The organism is Desulfovibrio sp. ZJ200 (assembly GCF_011039095.1).
In the GTDB taxonomy this organism is placed as follows: Bacteria; Desulfobacterota; Desulfovibrionia; order Desulfovibrionales; family Desulfovibrionaceae; genus Desulfovibrio.
The window spans coordinates 1-18,821 of sequence record NZ_JAAKEH010000049.1 but is presented as its reverse complement, the minus strand read 5'-3'; the positions used below and the strand labels follow the sequence as shown (position 1 = coordinate 18,821).

Annotated in this window: 13 protein-coding genes; 10 read left to right on the top strand and 3 right to left on the bottom strand. The window is 57.2% G+C overall.

Going from position 1 to position 18,821, the window contains the following annotated elements; genetic code table 11:
- On the bottom strand, positions 1–285 hold a 285-nt coding region (locus G7Y52_RS12160), incomplete at its 3' end, for a LysR family transcriptional regulator (RefSeq protein WP_165072311.1).
- Positions 286–441: 156 nt separating this feature from the next.
- On the opposite strand from G7Y52_RS12160, the gene G7Y52_RS12155 reads away from it, so the two are divergent.
- The 5 genes from G7Y52_RS12155 (at position 442) to G7Y52_RS12135 (ending at position 7,557) form a co-directional block, all read left to right on the top strand.
- Positions 442–1,428, top strand: a complete 987-nt coding sequence (locus tag G7Y52_RS12155) for an aldo/keto reductase (protein WP_241159736.1) — start codon at positions 442–444, stop codon at positions 1,426–1,428.
- A gap of 57 nt (positions 1,429–1,485) precedes the next feature.
- Positions 1,486–2,130, top strand: a complete 645-nt coding sequence (locus tag G7Y52_RS12150) for an SDR family NAD(P)-dependent oxidoreductase (protein WP_165072307.1) — start codon at positions 1,486–1,488, stop codon at positions 2,128–2,130.
- Positions 2,131–2,258: 128 nt separating this feature from the next.
- Positions 2,259–3,422: an efflux RND transporter periplasmic adaptor subunit gene (locus tag G7Y52_RS12145; protein WP_346773715.1), complete on the top strand. Its 1,164-nt coding sequence runs from the start codon at positions 2,259–2,261 to the stop codon at positions 3,420–3,422.
- A 20-nt stretch (positions 3,423–3,442) separates the two neighbouring features.
- The gene (locus G7Y52_RS12140) at positions 3,443–6,529 is read left to right on the top strand and encodes an efflux RND transporter permease subunit (RefSeq protein WP_165072303.1); all 3,087 of its coding nucleotides are present in this window, start codon (positions 3,443–3,445) and stop codon (positions 6,527–6,529) included.
- Positions 6,530–6,642: 113 nt separating this feature from the next.
- Entirely contained in the window at positions 6,643–7,557 is a 915-nt protein-coding gene (locus G7Y52_RS12135) for a DUF362 domain-containing protein (RefSeq protein WP_165072301.1), read from the top strand.
- On the opposite strand, the gene G7Y52_RS15365 is transcribed toward G7Y52_RS12135, so the two are convergent.
- The gene (locus G7Y52_RS15365; protein WP_241159735.1) at positions 7,554–8,198 is read right to left on the bottom strand and encodes a hypothetical protein; all 645 of its coding nucleotides are present in this window, start codon (positions 8,196–8,198) and stop codon (positions 7,554–7,556) included. The genes G7Y52_RS12135 and G7Y52_RS15365 overlap by 4 nt on opposite strands.
- A gap of 300 nt (positions 8,199–8,498) precedes the next feature.
- Between G7Y52_RS15365 and G7Y52_RS15360 the strand changes: the two genes are divergently transcribed.
- From G7Y52_RS15360 to G7Y52_RS12110, 5 genes are all read left to right on the top strand, one after another.
- Positions 8,499–9,239 (top strand): 4Fe-4S dicluster domain-containing protein, encoded by a 741-nt coding sequence (locus G7Y52_RS15360; protein WP_241159734.1) that lies wholly within the window; start codon positions 8,499–8,501, stop codon positions 9,237–9,239.
- 1,177 nt (positions 9,240–10,416) lie between these two features.
- Positions 10,417–11,619, top strand: coding sequence for a DUF6361 family protein (locus G7Y52_RS12125; protein WP_165072298.1), 1,203 nt, complete (start codon positions 10,417–10,419; stop codon positions 11,617–11,619).
- On the top strand, positions 11,613–13,418 hold the full coding sequence (locus G7Y52_RS12120; protein ID WP_165072296.1) for a hypothetical protein: 1,806 nt from the start codon (positions 11,613–11,615) through the stop codon (positions 13,416–13,418). The genes G7Y52_RS12125 and G7Y52_RS12120 overlap by 7 nt, the downstream gene beginning before the upstream one ends.
- The gene (locus G7Y52_RS12115) at positions 13,411–16,674 is read left to right on the top strand and encodes a helicase-related protein (protein WP_165072294.1); all 3,264 of its coding nucleotides are present in this window, start codon (positions 13,411–13,413) and stop codon (positions 16,672–16,674) included. The genes G7Y52_RS12120 and G7Y52_RS12115 overlap by 8 nt, the downstream gene beginning before the upstream one ends.
- Before the next feature lie 643 nt (positions 16,675–17,317).
- Entirely contained in the window at positions 17,318–17,479 is a 162-nt protein-coding gene (locus G7Y52_RS12110; RefSeq protein WP_165072292.1) for a hypothetical protein, read from the top strand.
- A gap of 896 nt (positions 17,480–18,375) precedes the next feature.
- On the opposite strand, the gene G7Y52_RS12105 is transcribed toward G7Y52_RS12110, so the two are convergent.
- Positions 18,376–18,821, bottom strand: a 446-nt coding sequence (locus G7Y52_RS12105) for an IS630 family transposase (RefSeq protein WP_165068766.1), incomplete at its 5' end; no start/stop codon positions are given.

Below are 18,821 nucleotides of genomic sequence, written 5' to 3'. Positions count from 1 at the left end.
CAGCCTGATAATGCCCTGCCCGGTTCCCGCTATGCGGCGTGCCCGCCGAACCGCCTCTTCCGATGCCGCCATGATTCGTTTCGCGTCCTCATAGAGGGACCGGCCCGCCGGGGTCAGTTCCACGCCATGATTTGTGCGCTTGAGTAACGTGACCCCCACTCTCCACTCCAGGGCGTTGATCTGATTCATGATCGAAACAGGCGAGCAAAAACGTGCCGCGGCCGCCTTGGAGAAGCTGCCGCTATCCGCCACCTGAACAAAGACTTCAATACCGGGGTGGAACATGGGGGGCCTCCGCGCCGGGTTGCTTTCAGTTTTTCTTAAAACGCTTAAACAATTTTCCGTATTCCCTGTCAAGAGCGGCGTGCCTATAGAGTCCCCAAAGGCGCGGGAACGGAGCGCATCCCTAGAAAAAACGAGGTAAATGCTATGCAAAAAAGAATGTTGGGCAAATTGACCGTATCGGCTTTGGGTTTGGGTTGCATGGGCTTTTCGCAAAGCTATCCGCCCTTTCCCGAAAAAAAGGATTCCATCGCCGTCATACGCAGAGCCGTGGAACTGGGTGTTACGTTTTTTGATACTGCCGAGGTATACGGCCCCTATACCAACGAAGAGGTGGTGGGAGAGGCGCTTGAGCCGTACCGGGATCAGGTGGTCATAGCGACCAAATTCGGCTGGAGCATCCCGAAAGACGGCGGAGCCTATACCGACAAGGCGTTCGGGCTGGACAGCAGCCCCGCCGCCATCCGCAAGGCCGTGGAAGGCTCGCTCAAACGACTCCGCACGGATCATATCGACCTCTATTACCAGCACAGGGTTGATCCCAGGGTGCCCATAGAGGACGTGGCGAACACGGTGAGCGAGCTCATCAAGGAAGGCAAGGTGCTGTATTTCGGGCTTTCCGAAGCGGGTGCGGACACCATCCGCCGGGCGCACGCCGTCTGCCCGGTCAGCGCCGTGCAGAGCGAATATTCCATGTTCTACCGCGATCCGGAACAAAAAATCATCCCCACGCTGGAAGAGCTGGGCATCGGCTTCGTGCCCTTCTCTCCTCTGGGCAAGGGCATCCTGAGCGGGCGGTTCAGCCGCGATTCAAAGCTGGACAAGAGCGATTACCGCAGTTCCATCCCGCGCTTTCAGGGCGAAAACTTCCAGAACAACATGAAGCTGGCCGAATTCGTCACGGAACTGGCCACGCGGAAAGGGGTGACGCCGGCGCAGATCGCTCTGGGCTGGGTGCTGGCGCAGAAGGAATGGATGGCGCCCATTCCCGGAACCACGAAAATCAGCCGCCTTGAAGAAAATCTGGGCAGCCTGAATGTTTCCTTTACGGCGGCAGAGCTGGCATCCATCAAGTCGATGCTGGACGGCATTGTCATAACCGGCGCGCGTTACCCTGAAAGCCACGCGAAGCTGGTGGATAACTAGAGCATTTTGCTAATGAAATTAGCAGAATGCTCTAACCTGTCACAAAGGAGCCACGTCATGAAAAAAATCTTTCTCAGCATCGGCGCCGGCCCCGGCATCGGCCTCAGCACGGCCATTCGTTTCGCCAAAGAAGGCTTTCACCCCGTTCTGACCGCCCGCAATCCGGAGCGGTTGCGGGGACTGGCGGACGAAGTGCGGCAGGCCACCGGGCAGGAGGCGGAGGCCGTCAGACTCGACGCGGGCGACCACCGGCAACTTGTGGCACTGGCGGAACGGTATGCCATTGTCGACGTACTGCACTACAACGCGGCCATCGTGCACGGGCAATCCCTGAGCCAGGCGGAGTACGCCAATCTTGCCGAAGACGTGCTGGTGGGCATCACCGGCTGCCTTTACGCCCTCAAAGCCTTCGCGCCCGCCATGCTGGCCCGCAAAGCGGGCACCATTCTGCTTACGGGCGGCAGGCTGGCCTTGCGCCCCGCGCCTGAATATCTGGCGCTCGGCGTCGCGAAGGCGGGCATCCGCAACATGACCGAAGCGCTTTTTGCCGACTTCGCAAAGCAGAATGTGCACATCGCCAGTGTGAACGTCACGAAGGCCGTCTTCCCCCGCTCCCCGGAAGCCGCCCGTGTCGCTGAGCTGAACTGGAAGCTCCATAGCCAGCCCCAGGGACAGTGGACATGGGAAGAGAGTGACGATTGACGTTGAGGCCTTCCGGGCTGCTCCGCTTCACACGTCGGCGCGGCCCGGAATCCGTCACAGGATGCACTTTCACAAGGAAAAAGCTCTCAAGGAGGCTCGCCTTGGCGTTTCGGTCACTACTTCGCTGGATGATGTGCTGGGCTGGTATCCTTTCGGTGGCGGGCTGCGGAAACGATACTCCACGCGAATCCGCCTCTTTTCCTCATGTGCAGTACCAAAGGGTGACGACGGAAACCATCACGCTTAAGCGCGAGTTGCCCGGCCGCGTCGCGGCGTTCAAAGTTTCCGAAGTTCGGCCGCAAGTGAGCGGCATTCTGCAAAAACGCCTGTTCGAGGAAGGCATGGACGTGGAGGCCGGGCAGGTTTTGTATCAGATCGACCCTTCCCCCTATAACGCCGCCTACAACAACGCCAGAGCCAACCTGAGGAAAGCGGAAGCCCGCGAGGAAACGACAAGGCTTCGCGCGGAACGCCATATCCTCCTGGCAAAAAGCAAGGCCGTGCCGCTTCAGGCGCGCGACGACGCCGTGGCCGCCTATCATGAGGTTCGCGCGGAAATCGCCGCCTGCAGGGAATTGCTCGCCAACGCGAAAATCAATCTGGATCGCACGCGCATCGTCGCCCCCGTAAGCGGGCGGATAGGGCGCTCCTTTGTGACTGAAGGAGCGCTGGTCACACAAAACCAGCAAGAGCCGTTGGCGACCATACGGCAACTCAGCCCCGTCTTCATCGACATCACCCAATCCAGCGCGGAGCTGATACAAATCCGGCAGGCGCTCTCGACCGGGCTGTTGAAAAGCGCCGCCAGGGATGCCGCCAGGGTCAGGCTGCATCTTGAAGGCGGTTCTCCCTATACCAGGCCCGGCAGCGACGAGTGGCTGGAAGGGGAGCTTCTTTTCTCCGACATTTCCGTGGACGAGCACACCGGCACGGTAAGCCTGCGCGCCGGATTCGACAATCCGGAGGGCCTCTTGCTTCCGGGCATGTATGTGCGCGCCGAGCTGATCATAGGGGTACGCGAGCAGGCGATCCTGCTCCCTCAGAAAAGCGTGACGCGGGATATGCGGAACCGCCCGCAGGTTTTCGTGCTGGAACCCGTCCCCGGCGAAGCGCCTTCTTCCGAACTGTTCGAGGTGGTCCCCAGGCTGGTGGACATTGAAGGCGATCACGCAGGCCGCTGGCTGGTGCGCAGCGGGCTCACGGGCGGCGAACGGCTGCTTGTCGAAGGCATCCAAAAAGTCCGGCCCGGCCAGATCGTCATCGCGCAACGCGCGGATGCGGCGCGGCCATAACGTCCGGCAAGGATACCACCATGTCCGACTTTTTCATCAACAGGCCCATTTTCGCCTGGGTGCTGGCCATTCTGGTCATGCTCGCCGGCGCCCTGTCCTTTTGGGTGCTGCCCGTGGCCCAGTTTCCCGAAATCGCCTCCCCGCAGGTCGTCGTCACCGCCTCCTGTCCGGGCGCGTCGGCCAAGACCATGGAAGACACAGTCACGCAGGTCATTGAGCAGCAGATAAGCGGCATCGACGGGCTTATGTACATGAGTTCCGAAAGCGATTCCACGGGCACGGCCACGCTGACCTTCACCTTTGAAAACGGCACGGACATCGACATCGCGCAGGTGCAGATACAAAACAAGCTGCAACTGGCGACGCCCAGGTTGCCGGAGGAAGTCCAGCGGCAGGGGCTTAACGTCAGCAAGTCCTCGGCAGGAATCTTGCTGATCATGGGGCTGACATCCCGCACGGGCATGACGGACGAAGACCTGGGGGACTATCTCGCCAGCCATCTTCAGGAGCCCCTCAGCCGCATCCCCGGCGTCGGCCAGCTTACCACGCTCAGTTCGCAATACGCCATGCGGGTATGGTGCGATCCGCTCCAAATGGCCCAATACAGACTGAATCCGTCCGACGTGGTGCGGGCCATACGGGAACAGAACAGCCAGACCGCGGGCGGGCAGGTGGGGGCCTGTCCGGTCGTCGCGGGGCAGGAAATCAACCTCATCGTCAATGCCTCCTCCCGCCTGACCACGGTGGAGGAGTTTGAACAGATTATCCTGAAAAAGGATACCGACGGATCGGTGCTGCGCCTGCATCAGGTCGCCCGCATGGCGCTGCAAGGGGAACGCTTCAACAACATCGTGAAAATCAACGGCAATCCGGGAGCCGCCGTGGTCTTCGGCTTGGCTCCGGGGGCCAATGCGATGGAAACGGCCGCAGCGTTGAAGCGGAAAATCGAGGAACTTTCGGCCTTTTTCCCGCCCGGAATGGAATACACGTTCACCTACGACAGCACGCCGTTCGTCGAGCTGTCCATCCATCAGGTATACAGAACGCTGGTTGAGGCGATCGTCCTCGTCTGTCTGGTCATGTTTCTCTTTCTCCAAGACATCCGGGCCACCCTCATCCCGACCCTTGCCATCCCCGTCGTGCTGTTGGGCACCTTCGCGGTTCTCGCCGCCGCGGGCTACAGCATCAACACGCTGACCATGTTCGGCATCGTCCTTGCCATCGGCCTGCTGGTCGACGACGCCATCGTGGTGGTGGAGAACGTGGAACGCCTCATGAAAGAAGACGGGCTTTCGCCCAAGGAAGCGGCGGAAAAATCCATGCGCCAGATCAGCGGCGCGCTGGTGGGCGTGGCGCTGGTCATAGCCTCCATCTTTGTGCCCATGGCCTTCATGCCGGGCTCCGTGGGAATCATCTACCGACAGTTTTCCATAACCATCGTCACCGCCATGGCCCTTTCCGCTCTTGTGGCCCTCATCCTCTCGCCCGCGCTGTGCGCCACGATGCTCAAGCCCCACCGCACGCGCAGCAGGTTCTTCAAGGCCTTCAACAACGGTTTTGAACGGTTTGCCGTGCGATACAAGTTTCACGTCCGCAAGATGCTGCACGCGCCGAAACCCGTGTTCTTCGCCTTCGTCCTCGGGCTCGGGGCGACGGCCTTTCTTTTCATGCGCCTGCCCACCTCCTTTGTGCCGGAGGAGGATCAGGGGGCCTTCTACGCCTCCGTGCAGCTCCCTCCCGGAGCCTCCATGGAGAGGACGGAAGCCGTTCTCGCGGACATCCGATCCTATATCCTGACCGAAGAGGCGGACGTGGTGCGCAACATTCTCACCGTCGCGGGCTATTCATTCATCGGAGCCGGGCAAAATGTCGGGCAGGTCTACATTGTCCTGCGCGACTGGGACCGCAGAACCTCGCCGGAGATGCAGATAGACGCCGTCCTCGACAGGGTGCGGCAACGCTTCCGCGACATGCCGCAGGCGCGTATCGCCTTTTTCCGTCCCGCCACCATCCGGGAAATGGCGCGTTCCTCCGGTTTTGAATTCGAGCTTATGGATTTGACCGGGCAAGGGCATGACGCCCTTATGGAGACGCGGGACATTTTGCTGGAAAAGGCGCGGGCGCATCCGCTGCTGTACAACGCGCGCAGCGGCGGCCTTGACGATGTGACGCAATATGACCTGCGCGTGGATATCGACAAGGCTGTGGCGCACGGCCTCAACAAGGGGGAAATCAACGCGGCCATAGCAACGTACTGGGGCGGCTCCTATGTGAACGACTTCACCGACCGCGGGAGAACGAAAAAGGTCTACGTTCAGGCGGACGCCCCCTTCCGGATGCAGGCCAGCGATTTTAACCGCTACTTTATCCGCAACGATCAGGGCGGCATGGTCCCCTTTCCCGTCTTCCTTTCCGTAAGCGACGGCAAAGGCTCGCCGCGCCTGGAACGCTATCAGGGCGTTCCGGCGGTGAAGCTTCTTGGCGAAGCGGCGCCGGGCTACAGCAGCGGCGTGGCGATGCGGGCCATGGAGGAACTGGCCGCCTCACTCCCCGAAGGCTTCGGCTTTGAATGGACGGGCATGTCCTATCAGGAACGGCAGGCCGGTTCTCAGGCCGGGATTCTCTACGCCATTTCCCTTGCAGCGGTTTTCCTTTGTCTGGCCGCGCTGTATGAAAGCTGGAGCATCCCCCTTGCCGTGCTGCTGGTCGTGCCTTCCGGCATTTTCGGCGCGGTTGCCGGAGTGCATCTGGCCGGACTGAGCAACGGCGTTTACTTTCATATCGGCCTTCTCGCCGTGATGGGATTGTCGGCCAAAAACTCCATCCTTATCATCGCCTTTGCCCGCGATCTCCATGCGCGGGGGCAGGACTTGGCTTCAGCCGTCAGAATCGCCGTCCACCTGCGCCTGAGGCCGATCATCATGACGTCTCTGGCTTTCATTCTGGGCGTTCTGCCCCTTGCCCTGAACAGCGGTGCGGGCTCCGGCGCGCAAAACGCCGTTGGAACCACCGTTGTCTGGGGAGTTCTCTCGGCCACCTTCTTCAGCCTGTACCTGACTCCCCTGTTTTTCGTCGGGATAAGCCGCTTGTTTGCAAAAAAACTGTAGGGCGAATCGCCCGTAGAGCGTTTTGCTAATAAAATTAACCAAAACGCTCTACGGCATATCCAGATGCGTCGGCTCCGGCTGCCGGTTGCACATACACTATTTTTGGAGGTCACATGCGCAGACGCGATTTTCTCAAGTTTCAGGCCGCAGCGGCGCTTTCCCTCGGCGCTGCCGCGCTGGGGTTCCCGACCCGGCTTCCGGCTGATGCTTCTCCCGACATCGCCGTGGTCAAGGGCGGCCCGGCGGCCGCGACCAGAGCCGCCGTGGAGCTGCTCGGCGGCATGTCGGCTTTCGTCAGGCCCGGTCAGAAGGTGGTCATCAAGCCCAATATGAGTTTTACGGCGGATGTCGCCAGCGCCACCAACACGCATCCTGAAGTCGTACGCGAACTTCTGATCATGTGCATGGAAGCCGGAGCGGGAACGGTTCGTGTCCTTGACCATGCCTTCCAGAGCGGCACGCAACCTCTTGAGCGGTCGGGCATCCTCGACGCCTGCAACAGCGTGGCAAACGGCATCTGTCACAACCTTACCCATGAGCGGTACTACCGTGAAACCATGCTGAACGGCGCAAAGGACATGAAAAGCAACGCCGTGATGAACGACGTGCTGGACGCCGATGTCATCATTGCCGCGCCTGTGGCGAAAACCAATACGTCCACCGGCGTCAGCCTCTCGCTCAAGGGACAGATGGGATTGATTCTTGATCGCAACGTGATGCACTGGCGCTATGACCTTGATACGTCCATCGTCGATCTCTGCTTCAGGCTCAAGCCTTCTCTGGCGGTGATTGACGCCTCCCGCGTCCTCAGCACCAACGGCCCCTATGGGCCGGGCAAGGTGCTCACGCCGGGAGAAATCATCGCCTCCGCCGATCCGGTAGCCGCCGACGCCATGACGGTCGCTTCCTATGAATGGTATGGCCGCCGTATCCAGCCGCGTCAGGTGGCTCATATCGCCCAGGCTCATGCAAGAGGGCTGGGACGTATGGACATTGAGAATATGTCCGTCCGGCGGCTCAGTCTTTAGAGCAGCTTGCTTTTGAACTTATTCAATTTCAAAAGCAAAAGCTCTGACGCGCGGGCGAAGGGGAATTTCTTATGAGCGGCACATTGAGAAGATATGTACAGGCTGCCTGCCTGATTCTTTTCGCCCTGCTGTTGGGAACGGCTGAAAGCGGCGCCTTTTTCGGTCTGCCCCCAGACGTTTTTCTGCGGCTTGAGCCCCTTGTCGGTACGGCTGTCCCTCTGACTCTCCGCGCCGTTGTTCCCACGCTTTTTCCTGCGGCGTTCACCATTTTGCTTGCCGTACTGGGTGGACGCCTTTTCTGTGGCTGGCTCTGCCCGATGGGGACGACGCTGGACGGTATCGGGAGCATCACCCGCCGCCTCCTGCGGAGAGGAAAAACCGAAAGACGCCATACCCCGGACCCTGCGCCGCGAAGTCTCAAATATCTTGTGCTGGCGGCAATCCTGACCGCCGCTCTCTGCGGGGTGAATCTCGCCTTCTGGGCAAGTCCCGTTCCTCTGACGACACGGCTCTATGCGCTTGTCCTGCATCCGCTGGGGCTGGAAGGCGTCGGTCAGGGTATGGAAGCGGTCTCGCCGCTTCTGGAACGGCTGGGAATGGACGATTTGCTGTACTGGCGCCTGGATTCCCGACAGTTCCATACCGCATGGTTCGTCGCTTTATTCTGGCTCGTCCTCGCTGCTCTGGAATGCGTCCGTCCACGGTTCTGGTGTCGCTATCTCTGCCCCGCCGGTGCGCTGCTGGGCCTGTTCTCCCGTTTCCCGTTCTGGAGACGGCGTGTCGCGGCAGACTGCACTTCCTGTGGGCGCTGTTCCGCGCAATGCCCGGCGGGACTTCTGAAAGAAAATCCCGCAGTGTCGCAACCCTCAGAATGCCTGACCTGTCAGGGGTGCGTGTCCGTATGCCCGCGCAGGGCCGTTCACTTCGGGCGGGGCGATACTATGGCCGCATCTTCCTCTCAGTCCTCCCTGCCATCGCGGCGGGCTTTCTGCGCGTCTCTGGCTGCAGGGGCCGCTCTGGCTGGTATTGCCGACATCAACGGACTGCGCCCCACTCCTCCGGATGCTCTGGTCAGACCGCCCGGCAGCCGCCCCGAGCCGGACTTTCTGAACCGCTGTCTGCGCTGCGGCGAATGCATGAAAGCCTGCCCCACAGGAGGCTTGCAGCCCACATGGTTTCAGGCCGGTTTTTGGGGTATGTTTACCCCTTTTCTTGATCCCCGCTCCGGCGCGTGCCGCCCTGACTGCGCGGCCTGTGGAGCTGTTTGCCCGACGCAGGCCATATTTGCCCTGCCGCTGGAAGAAAAGAAATGGGCCAAGGTCGGCACCGCCGTTATTGACCGGAAAACCTGCCTCGCCTGGGCCGAAGACCGGCGCTGCATGGTGTGCAAAGAAAATTGTCCCTATGGCGCGGTGGATGTTGTCGTACAGAAAGGACACAGAGCCCCGGTGCCGCTTGTTCATGAAAAACGCTGCTACGGATGCGGATTCTGTGAAAAACATTGCCCCAAATTTCCTCCGGCCATTGTGATTGAGCCTGTGGGCGCGCTACGCCTGAACAATGTTTCCTTTGAAATAACTGCAAAAATGGCGGGACTGGAGCTTGAGCCTGAACAGCACCAAGGGAAAGCTGCTGGAAATGATGGGGGAAACATGGGCACTCCCCCTGGCTTTTTGGAATAACGCATCATAATGCTGAAAGAGAAAGGGAGAATAGAGCAATTTCACTTTGAAATTGCTCTGGCGGCCGCGGGAGCGGACGCCCGCGCCGAATGAGCCTGAAAACCGCGTTTTTCAGGCGCTTGTCCCGCTTGCGGGGAAATGATGACAGCGCCGCTTTTGAAATTGAATAATTTCATTAGCAAGCTGCGCTATTGTTATAACACTGTTGAATAGTTAGTAGAAAAATATTTTACGGATTTCCCTACCAACTATACTACCAACATTCTTTCTGGCTTTCAGAGGACTCTATCACCCTTCATCAGCCAACCTCCCCATGCCGGGCGGGTCGCCTCCCGGCATTTTCATTTCCCATACACTTGCCATACCTTCCGGGCCGACTTCCAGCGCCTGATTCATTTTTTGCAGAGCACCTTGCCTGGTCTTCGAAGCTCAAGCCAGGACACGCATTCGGGCACGCCGGACATGCTGGCGTCGCTCTCTTTGCGACGAATAATCCATCCCTGCGGGAAATGGCAATCTCACATATTCCACGAAGATTGCACTTTTTCACCATGCACACAGGAGGCTCGCAACCCAGAGGCGCAAAGACAGCGACACCCCAAAGCGATTCGCGTTTCTCATGGTTTGTCTCCATACCGACACGCGGTGGGCGCGATACACACAATCCCGTCCCGGCTCATACCCCGTAGCGTTCTCCCCATACGCACTGTCACCGCCAGCCTGGCATTCGGATGCCCACGCTGTCACGCTCACCATGTCGACCATTCTGTGAGTCAAATACAGTTGATTTTTGGTGGAACTCTGGATATCCGCCATTTTTGTCAGGGCGATACCCAGTATTATTATTCGGGGTATCACGGAAAATCCCTCAATCAATCTTTGCCGCATGTCTGCCGTATTCGAAAGGTTACATCAACGGGAGAAACATTGCAGTTTGAACGATATCTTCCCCTTCTGGAGGTGGACTTCGTTCGCGCCAACGGTTGGACCGTGATTCCGTTCCCATTCAAATATCTTCGGGAATGGGAAAAGCTGCTGCGGTTTGGCCCAAGATAATCGGGATTGTCACTTTTCTGGACATCTCAGGATCGGTATATTATTGCCAGGCCATATATAGAAAAGAAAGAGCGCACATGATTTGTCAATCGCAGTATGAATTGTGAGGAGGTGACGCACCATGCCTCTTGGCTGGATTGATTTCTCAAAAACCGAGCGGAACAAGGTGCTCAGCGTCTTGGATATGCTCTCAGAGAGCGGGACCCTGGACGAGCTGGGCATTGCCCCCATCCGCGATGGCTTTGCCAACCTGTTCTTCCCGGGAACCTCCACCATCCAAACCCGGGCCAAGTATTTTCTCATTGTCCCCTACGCCCTGAAGGAACTGGAGCATAGCCCGGAGGCCAACCCCACTAAAGTACTGCGCGCCTTTGATGAGATAGAGCGCAGCTGTGGGCAGATGTTTCTCCAGCAGAGCAGCTCGGAAACCGGTATCATCGGCAGGCGCTCCCTGCGGGGTGGACGCTGGGTGAAACGCACACCCGCCGACATTTACTGGGCCGGACTGCGGCAGTACGGCATCTTCACTGCCGGAAACCTGTCTCTGACCGAATATGTCCGTGCGTCCTGCGCCGAGAAAAAACAGAAGCAGACCCTGCGCAGGCTGGGGAACCGCCGCGACGGTGCCGGGGAGAATGAGACCGACGACAGGGACGCCGGAGACTATCCGCGCACCCGGTTCTGGAACCTGCCGCTGTATCGCGAGGACTGGATGGACAGCCTAGAAATGAAACTGACCCAAGAGGAGGGCGCATTTCTGAAAGAACGGATCATCGCCGCCTGTCCTGGCTCCATGCTGGCGTTCATCCTGAAAAATAATCGCCGGGAAGTGCTTGAGCTGGAGAATTTTCAGTCCCTTGCAGCTTCGATGGATACCTTCCCGGTTCAAATGCGGGCCGATTATGCCCTGGCTCTGGACTTCTCTGATTTTCTGCTGGTGCTGCGGACGGTTTACAACATGATCGTCTCTCAGGGAGAAAACGCCGACGCGAACCGCCTTTGGACGGAATTTACCCCGTCGCTGCGAGAACTTGCGTCAGTGGATTTGGAGGCGATCTTCGTAAGGCTGCAAATCACAGACCCGCGTCTGCGGGGCTTTATGATCAGGACAAAAAAACTCATGGAAACGGAATATCTGGACGGGCTGAAGCAGGAGGTCGTCCGCCGGGAGGAACAGCTGAAAGGTCCGGCCAGGGCAAAGACCCGCCACCCGGAGCAGTTTGACCACAGTCAGTGGTATGGCGGCGGAGCGCTGGACTATCGCTTCGGAAATGCCAGGATGATTCTGCGAGATATCTTTGAAAGCGAGGGAGCGCCATGCTGAATCCCAACTCGGACCGGCTTGATTATGGCCGTATCTTATCCCCTCCGGCAGGCTGCAGGCTGGACTTCGCCGCAGGGACCACCTATTCTTTGGACTTGGACGCCCTGGTGGGGGCGACGCTGGCGCTGATTCTGTCGGAGGAAACGGACAGCGCCCTGCTGAATAACCCCATGTGCCTGCTGGAGGCCCTGCGGACGGCAGGGGAACAGGTGGCCCTGTTTTGCGAGGATGGACAGATCCATCTCCCGGGGAAGGTGACGCCCCTATACATCCTTTTAGAGCGGATGGTCTTCCCCGTCCGTACCAAAAAGCACCGGGGCGTCGCCGGATATCCCGCCTTTCATCCCAAGTTCTGGATGCTCCGATACCGGGATGCCCAGGGGGGCTTTGTCTACCGGGTGGCAGTGCTCAGCCGGAACCTGACCTTCGACCACAGTTGGGATGTGTCCTATTACATGGACGGCAAACCTGCCGGGGAGGCCACAGACAAAAACCAGCCAGTGTGCGATTTTCTGCGCCACTTGGACGAGCAGCTCCCCGGCACCCCCGTTGGCAGGGCAAAGCGGCGGCAGCTTCGTTCCCTCATCCGGGAGCTGGAACGGGTGGAATTTTCCACCGGGGAGAAGGAATTTTATGACTTCGAGTTTCTTCCCACAGGGATCAAGGGGCACAACATAACCAGCACCCCGCTGTTCACCGACACCTTCCACGAGCTGCTCGTCATGTCGCCCTTCCTCAGCGGCGGCGTGATCCGAGCCTTTGACTGCAGAAATGATGGTTCCCCCATTCAAAACTCCCGTTATGCCCTATTTACCCGGGCCGACGCGCTGGCAAAGCTGAAACCGGAAGATTGCTCCAATTTCCAGCTGTTTACCATGCGTGACGCAGTGATCGACGGCGAAATGGAACTGTCCGGCGATGACGGCTCGGCCCGGCGGCAGGACATCCATGCCAAGCTGTACATGGTCAACAAGTCTTCGGACACAGACCTCTATCTGGGCTCTCTGAACGCCTCCCATAATGCGGTGCACCACAATGTGGAGTTTATGATTCGCCTGCGAAGCAAGCGGCGATATCTGAACATAGACAAGCTCATGGCGTCCCTGCGCGGGTCGGAGCCGGGCGGGGAGGGCGATCCCTTCCAGCCGGTCACCCTGGACAGCGCCGCCCAAGAGGAGGACGATGGCAAGAGCGGACTGGGCGCGGTGGTCAAGGAGTTGGTGCGCTGCGGCCCCGCCGCCCAAGTTTCCGGCGATGGGGAACGGCATATCCTGCGCCTCACCTTTGGCACGCTGCCGGAGCTTCTCTGCGAGGTTACGGTAAAGCCTCTGCTGGCCGGACCGGCGCTGCCCTTGGCGGAAGCAATGGAATTCCCCGGACTGACCCTCACCCAACTATCCCAGTTCTTTGTGGTGTCTGTGTCGGATGGCGGGGAATCAATACAGCGGGTGCTCCTGATCCCCGTGGAGGGGATGCCGGAGGACCGGGAACGGGCGGTGGTGTCCGGCGTGGTAAAGGACGTGGGATTCTGCCGGTACATCGCCTTCCTGCTGGGGGATGACACCATCCTCAGCACCCTGGAGATGGGCACCGCCGGGGCAGGTGACGGGACAGCGCCGCGGCGGAATGACAACGCTCCGGCTCTCTATGAGAAGATGCTCCAGGCGGCGGCCACCGCGCCGGAAAAGCTCAGGGACGTGGAACGGCTCATGGAGACGGTGGCCGGGGACGAGGTTGTCCCCGAGGATTTCAAAGCGCTGTACCAAGCCTTCAAAAAGGCGGTGAAGCTGGATGTCTGATGTAATTGACCGACTGGACGCCATTGAGAACCGGATTATGGGCGGGCTGAAGGACTTCCAGCGAGCCACGGTGGAGCGGGTGGACTGGCTCTACCGCCACGGTCAGCGTCGCGTGCTGGTCTCCGACGAGGTGGGGCTGGGCAAAACCATCATCGCCCGGGGAACGGTGTCCAAGGTTGCCAAGCTCCAGCGGGAGAAGGGCGACGAACTGGTCAAGGTGGTGTACATCTGCTCCAACGCGGCCATCGCGGCCCAGAACCTGAGCAAGCTTCGCATCAGCCGTGAGCTGCGGGCGGACAGTGCGGACTCCTCCCGCCTGTCCATGCAGCACCTGAATATTTTCAACCAGGAGAGCGACCCGGACCTGCTCAGCCGGTATATCCAGCTCATCCCGCTGACGCCGGAGACCTCCTTCCGTATGACCAGCGGTACCGGGACCTGTCAGGAACGGGCGCTGATGTACGCCATCCTGCGTCGGGTGCCTGAGCTGAGCCGGTACAGGAAACAGCTGGAGGTCGCCATGATGGACTGGGCCTCCTCCGCCTGGAACGACTGGGCGCGGGATTACTACGAGTGTGAAGTTACCGAGTGCGATAAAAAGACGGGCGGTAAATACCTCGCCTATATGACGGACAAGATCCGGGATGCGCTGACCTGGGAGCGTGAGGACGGGAGCACCTGCCTGGATGAGGTCAAGGAGCTGTGCCGGGCCATCCGCCGCAATGGGGATCAGCGTGTGGGCGGAACCGCTGTCATCGGAAAGCTGCGGGTGCATTTTGCCCGGATCAGCCTGGATAAACTGGAGCCGGATCTGGTCATCATGGATGAGTTCCAGAGGTTCAAGTTCCTGCTGAACGCTGACCCTGAGTCCGAGACCGGGATGCTGGCCCATCAGTTTTTCCACTCCAAGGATGTGAAAATGCTCCTGCTGTCCGCCACGCCCTACAAAATGTACTCCACCTTGGAGGAGATCGATGAGAACCAGGTGGACGAACACTACTCCGAGTTCCTGGACGTGATGAGGTTTCTCAACGAGGGCATGAATCATGAGGAGGAGTTCCTCACGGTTTGGAACGACTACTCCGTCCGCCTCAAGGATCTCAGCCGCGGAGACACAACCATTCTCCAGGCCAAGCGGGCGGCGGAAGACGCCATGTATCAGACCGTGTGCCGCACAGAGCGGTGCTCCACCAAGGACAGCGCGGACATCATCGACGATGCCGGCGCCAAGGCGGCGCTGGAGGTGTCGGAGCAGGATATCCGTTCCTATGTGCAGACCCAGAAGCTGCTGGACCAGATTGGGGCCAATATCCGTGTCCCGGTGGATTACGTCAAATCCACCCCCTATCTGCTTTCCTTCATGCGGGATTACCAGCTCAAGCGTCATGTGGAGCGGTACTTCCGGGAGCACCCGGATCGGTTGAATCTGGTGAACAAGGATACTCTCTGGGTGAAGCGGCGGACGGTGGACCGCTATGAGAAAATCCCCAACGGCAACGCCCGACTGGACCGGGTGATGGGGCTGGCGCTGGGGCAGAACGCTGAGAAACTGCTGTGGGTGTCGCCCTCTCGGCCTTACTATGAACCGGATGGGGCTTATAAAGGGGCAAACGGCTTCACCAAGACCCTGATTTTCTCCTCCTGGGAGATGGTGCCCCGTATGCTGGCCAGCCTGATCTCCTATGAGGCGGAGAGAAAGACCGTGGGCGCTGTGGCAAAAGCCGAGCGCGGCGATGACGCCCACTATTTTTACACCAAGGAGGAGCGGCGGTATCCCCCTCCCCGGATGAACTTTTCCCTGCGCCAGACAGGGGAGCCGCGCGCTATGGCTCTGTTCTGCCTGCTGTACCCATCCCGGTTCCTGACGGACTGCTATAATCCCATTGCCTGCATGAACGAGGGGCTGAGTCTGCGGAAAATCAGGAAAAAGCTAAAAACGGACATTGCCGAAGAGTTGAAAAAATATCCTGCCCCTAAGCGAGGGCAGGAGGAGCAAAGCTGGTACTATCTGGCCCCGCTGCTGCTGGACGGGGCGGAATATGCCACCACCTGGCTCTATCACGGAGATGAAATTGCAGCCATGGAGGAGGATGCAGCACCGGCGAAAAGGGAGTCCGCCTTCCACGTGCATCTTCAAACTCTGCGGGAGCTGTACAGCGAGGCTCGGTCCGCATCTGCCCAAAACCTGGGTCCCAGGCCGGACGACCTGCTGGACGTGCTGGCAGACATGGCCTTGGCTTCCCCTGCGGTGTGTCTGAATCGAACCTATCAACGATATTGCGGAAGAAATGACAGCTTGTCCAGCGACCTGCCCAGTCAGGCGGCCCGGGTTTTTCTGAATCGGATGAACACCACAGAGTCTACCGCAGTGGTGGAGCTGGTATGCGGGAAAAAATCTGATGAAGCCCACTGGCGCAACTTGCTGACCTACTGCCGGCAGGGGAATTTACAGGCGGTTTTTGACGAGTATGCCCACCTCATCGTCAGCGGCCTGGAAGCGTACAGTCCACGGGTGACCGAATTGCACCGGCAGCTTTTGGAGGGGTTGGACTTCCGCACCACCCAGTACACGGTGGATACTCTGCAGGAGTTCAAAAAGCGGGTGCAGGGGCAGGAACGGAAAGGCAAAAGCCTGATGAACATCAGGACCCACTTTGCCGCAGCCTTCACCAAGGGTGATGGGAAGGAAAAAGATACCGATCGGAAGCGCAAGGTACGCAGCGCATTTAACTCGCCCTTCCGGCCCTTTGTGCTGGCCTCCACCTCAATCGGGCAGGAGGGGTTGGACTTCCACAACTACTGCCGCCGCATCGTCCATTGGAATCTGCCGTCCAACCCCATCGACCTGGAGCAGCGGGAGGGGCGGATTAACCGTTTCCAGTGTCTGGCCATTCGGCAAAATGTGGCGCAACGGTATGGAAAGGGGCCGTTCCGGGAGAATGTCTGGCGGGAGATGTTCGCCCAAGCGGAGCAGGCGGAGAGGACGGAAGGCTCCTCGGATCTGATCCCCTACTGGGGACTGCGGAAGACACCGGACATGGTGCGGATTGAGCGCGTCGTGCCCAGGTATCCCTATAGTCGGGATGGGCAGAACTATGAACGGCTCATCAAAATACTCTCGCTCTACCGCCTTACGCTGGGGCAGGCCCGGCAGGAGGAACTGTTGCAATATTTGTTCCATAACGTGGAGGAAGAAGGATTTCTGCGGGAAATGTTTATGAATTTGAGCCCGTATTTTAAAAAGGATACACCATGACGGAGTGTGTAACTGTCATTGATATTTGCGGTTTTGCTTGCACAATTAAGGTGTCCCGGGTCGTAATTAGAACAGCTCGGGAGGTGCATTGACAATAAAAAAGAAGCAAGCCAAAATCAACTTGATATTGTCAAGATTACTTTACACATTTTCTGCACGGATTTTCAAGTAGCGTGATTCAGCGCATCAAGGTAACGCTGTCGCTTTACCATTGGGGGTAAACCGTCATTGGCAGTGCAGATTCGTCGGTTGTGCCAGTAGCTCATGAAATAACTCCATATCAGTGATTTCAACTCCTCAATGGTCAGTTTCTTTGTGTCACATCAGGAATTTCGGTTTTAGAAAGCGCCATGCGTCCCTACGCTCTGCGCCACATTGGATTGCCGTCTTGTGAAAACTTCTGCAAAAGTTGCAGGTCGAATTGGGGTGTATCCAAGCACTGGTGTGAATCTAACCCGCGCTAAAACCGAAATTCCTGATACAACACCATTCCGTGATTGACACCGGTATTGTCCCGGATACGGAGGATTAGATTTCGACTCTCTCTATATGCACCTCCGGCTGGGGGCGCAGCGCGAAACACTGGGTGGTTGAGACGGTGTTGGCAAATACATACAAAAAGGCCGCTGAGTGAGCGGCCAGTTTGCTAGAGCATTTTCATTTTGAAAATGCTCTGCTGACGCGAAAGCGGCAGCCGCCGCAACGCGGCGTACATTCAGGCGAAAACCGCGTTTTTCGCCTGAATGCCACCTTTGACTTTCATAAAAAGTCAAAGGTAATCTGCTCTAGGTTCGGCAAACTGTAGCATAACTTTTTTCCATCTCCGTAAATTTGCAATGTTGCAAGCTTAAAAACATATCCAACAATCTCCAAAGCGGTTCATATTGGACTCAAAAAAATTTTATAAAAATGCTTGACATGTTTTTGTATTTAAAAGCGTAAATATTTATCGCTTTGGATTTTTTAGAAATAAACACTATGCGACAATAATGGATGTTACTGCACAACTGTAGACAACAACTTGCTTTTTAGTCCTTGCAAGTGAGGCGGGGGGGCTGAAGAGGATTTTGACCGGTAACGAAAGTTTGCAGATCAGCCAGAGAATTGACCAAGAGCGTTGGCTGAAAAAATCTTTGCGGTAAATTTTTGCGGAGGGAGATGAGATATAGTTTAAAAAGAAGAGAGTGTTAACTTTTGAATGTTTTCGCCACTTCCGAGCCGCATGGAATCTGGCTTTGGCAGGAAGCAAACATTACTTTGGCAATACCCTCAAAAAGAAAAACAGCGGCAACAAGATATTTTGATTGGCATTTAATTTAAATCGTTGTTACCGCTATTTTCCCTTATAGGTGTAATGGATTTTACAACTTCATTTTTACGCGTTCACGCAGGTCATCAAGATAGTTTGCTTATTGATAGTATAACTATATGTAATTATATATTCTTTTGAAGTATGACACCAAATTGACCCCTGAAATGAACCCTTATTTTTGTCGGATGTAAGTGTACTTGATTTGATGATAACGTCCTATATTCACCAAAGTGACGGATTTTGGATTTCTTGGCATCAGCATGTCTCTACTTGGAGATTCTGGCTAACGGCAAGGCATTTTTTGGGGTATTCACCTGTAGTAGTTCAGACTTGATCTGACAGTAGTCTCCGTTTTGATGGGTCCGTTGTCTGGTTAGAGCATTTTGCTTTTAACTTTTTACATAGCCACAGGATTTAAACCATCCTTCAGCGTCTTTTTGTGTGATACAACTTAATGCTTTTCCAATGGATTTGTACAGTTCATCACATGTTTTTGCTTTCATACCCCGAAGTAATTGTTTCACTTTGCTCCACATCTTTTCAATGGGATTTAAATCCGGGCTGTATTCTGGAAGGAAAATATACTTGCAGCCTTTTTCCCTTATCAAGTTTTGGGCTGTTTTTGATTTATGGACATTCAAATTATCCATTATAACAACATCGTTAGCTTTAAGCGTTGGAAGAAGAAATTTTTCAATATAAGCATTGTACATTTTTCCATCCAGTGCCCCATCAAAAACAACACTGCAAGTTTCTCCCGTTACCCGGATTGCTGAAAGTATGCTTATCCTTTCCCAACGTCCCTCTGACGCATGATCATGGCAACGTTGGCCAT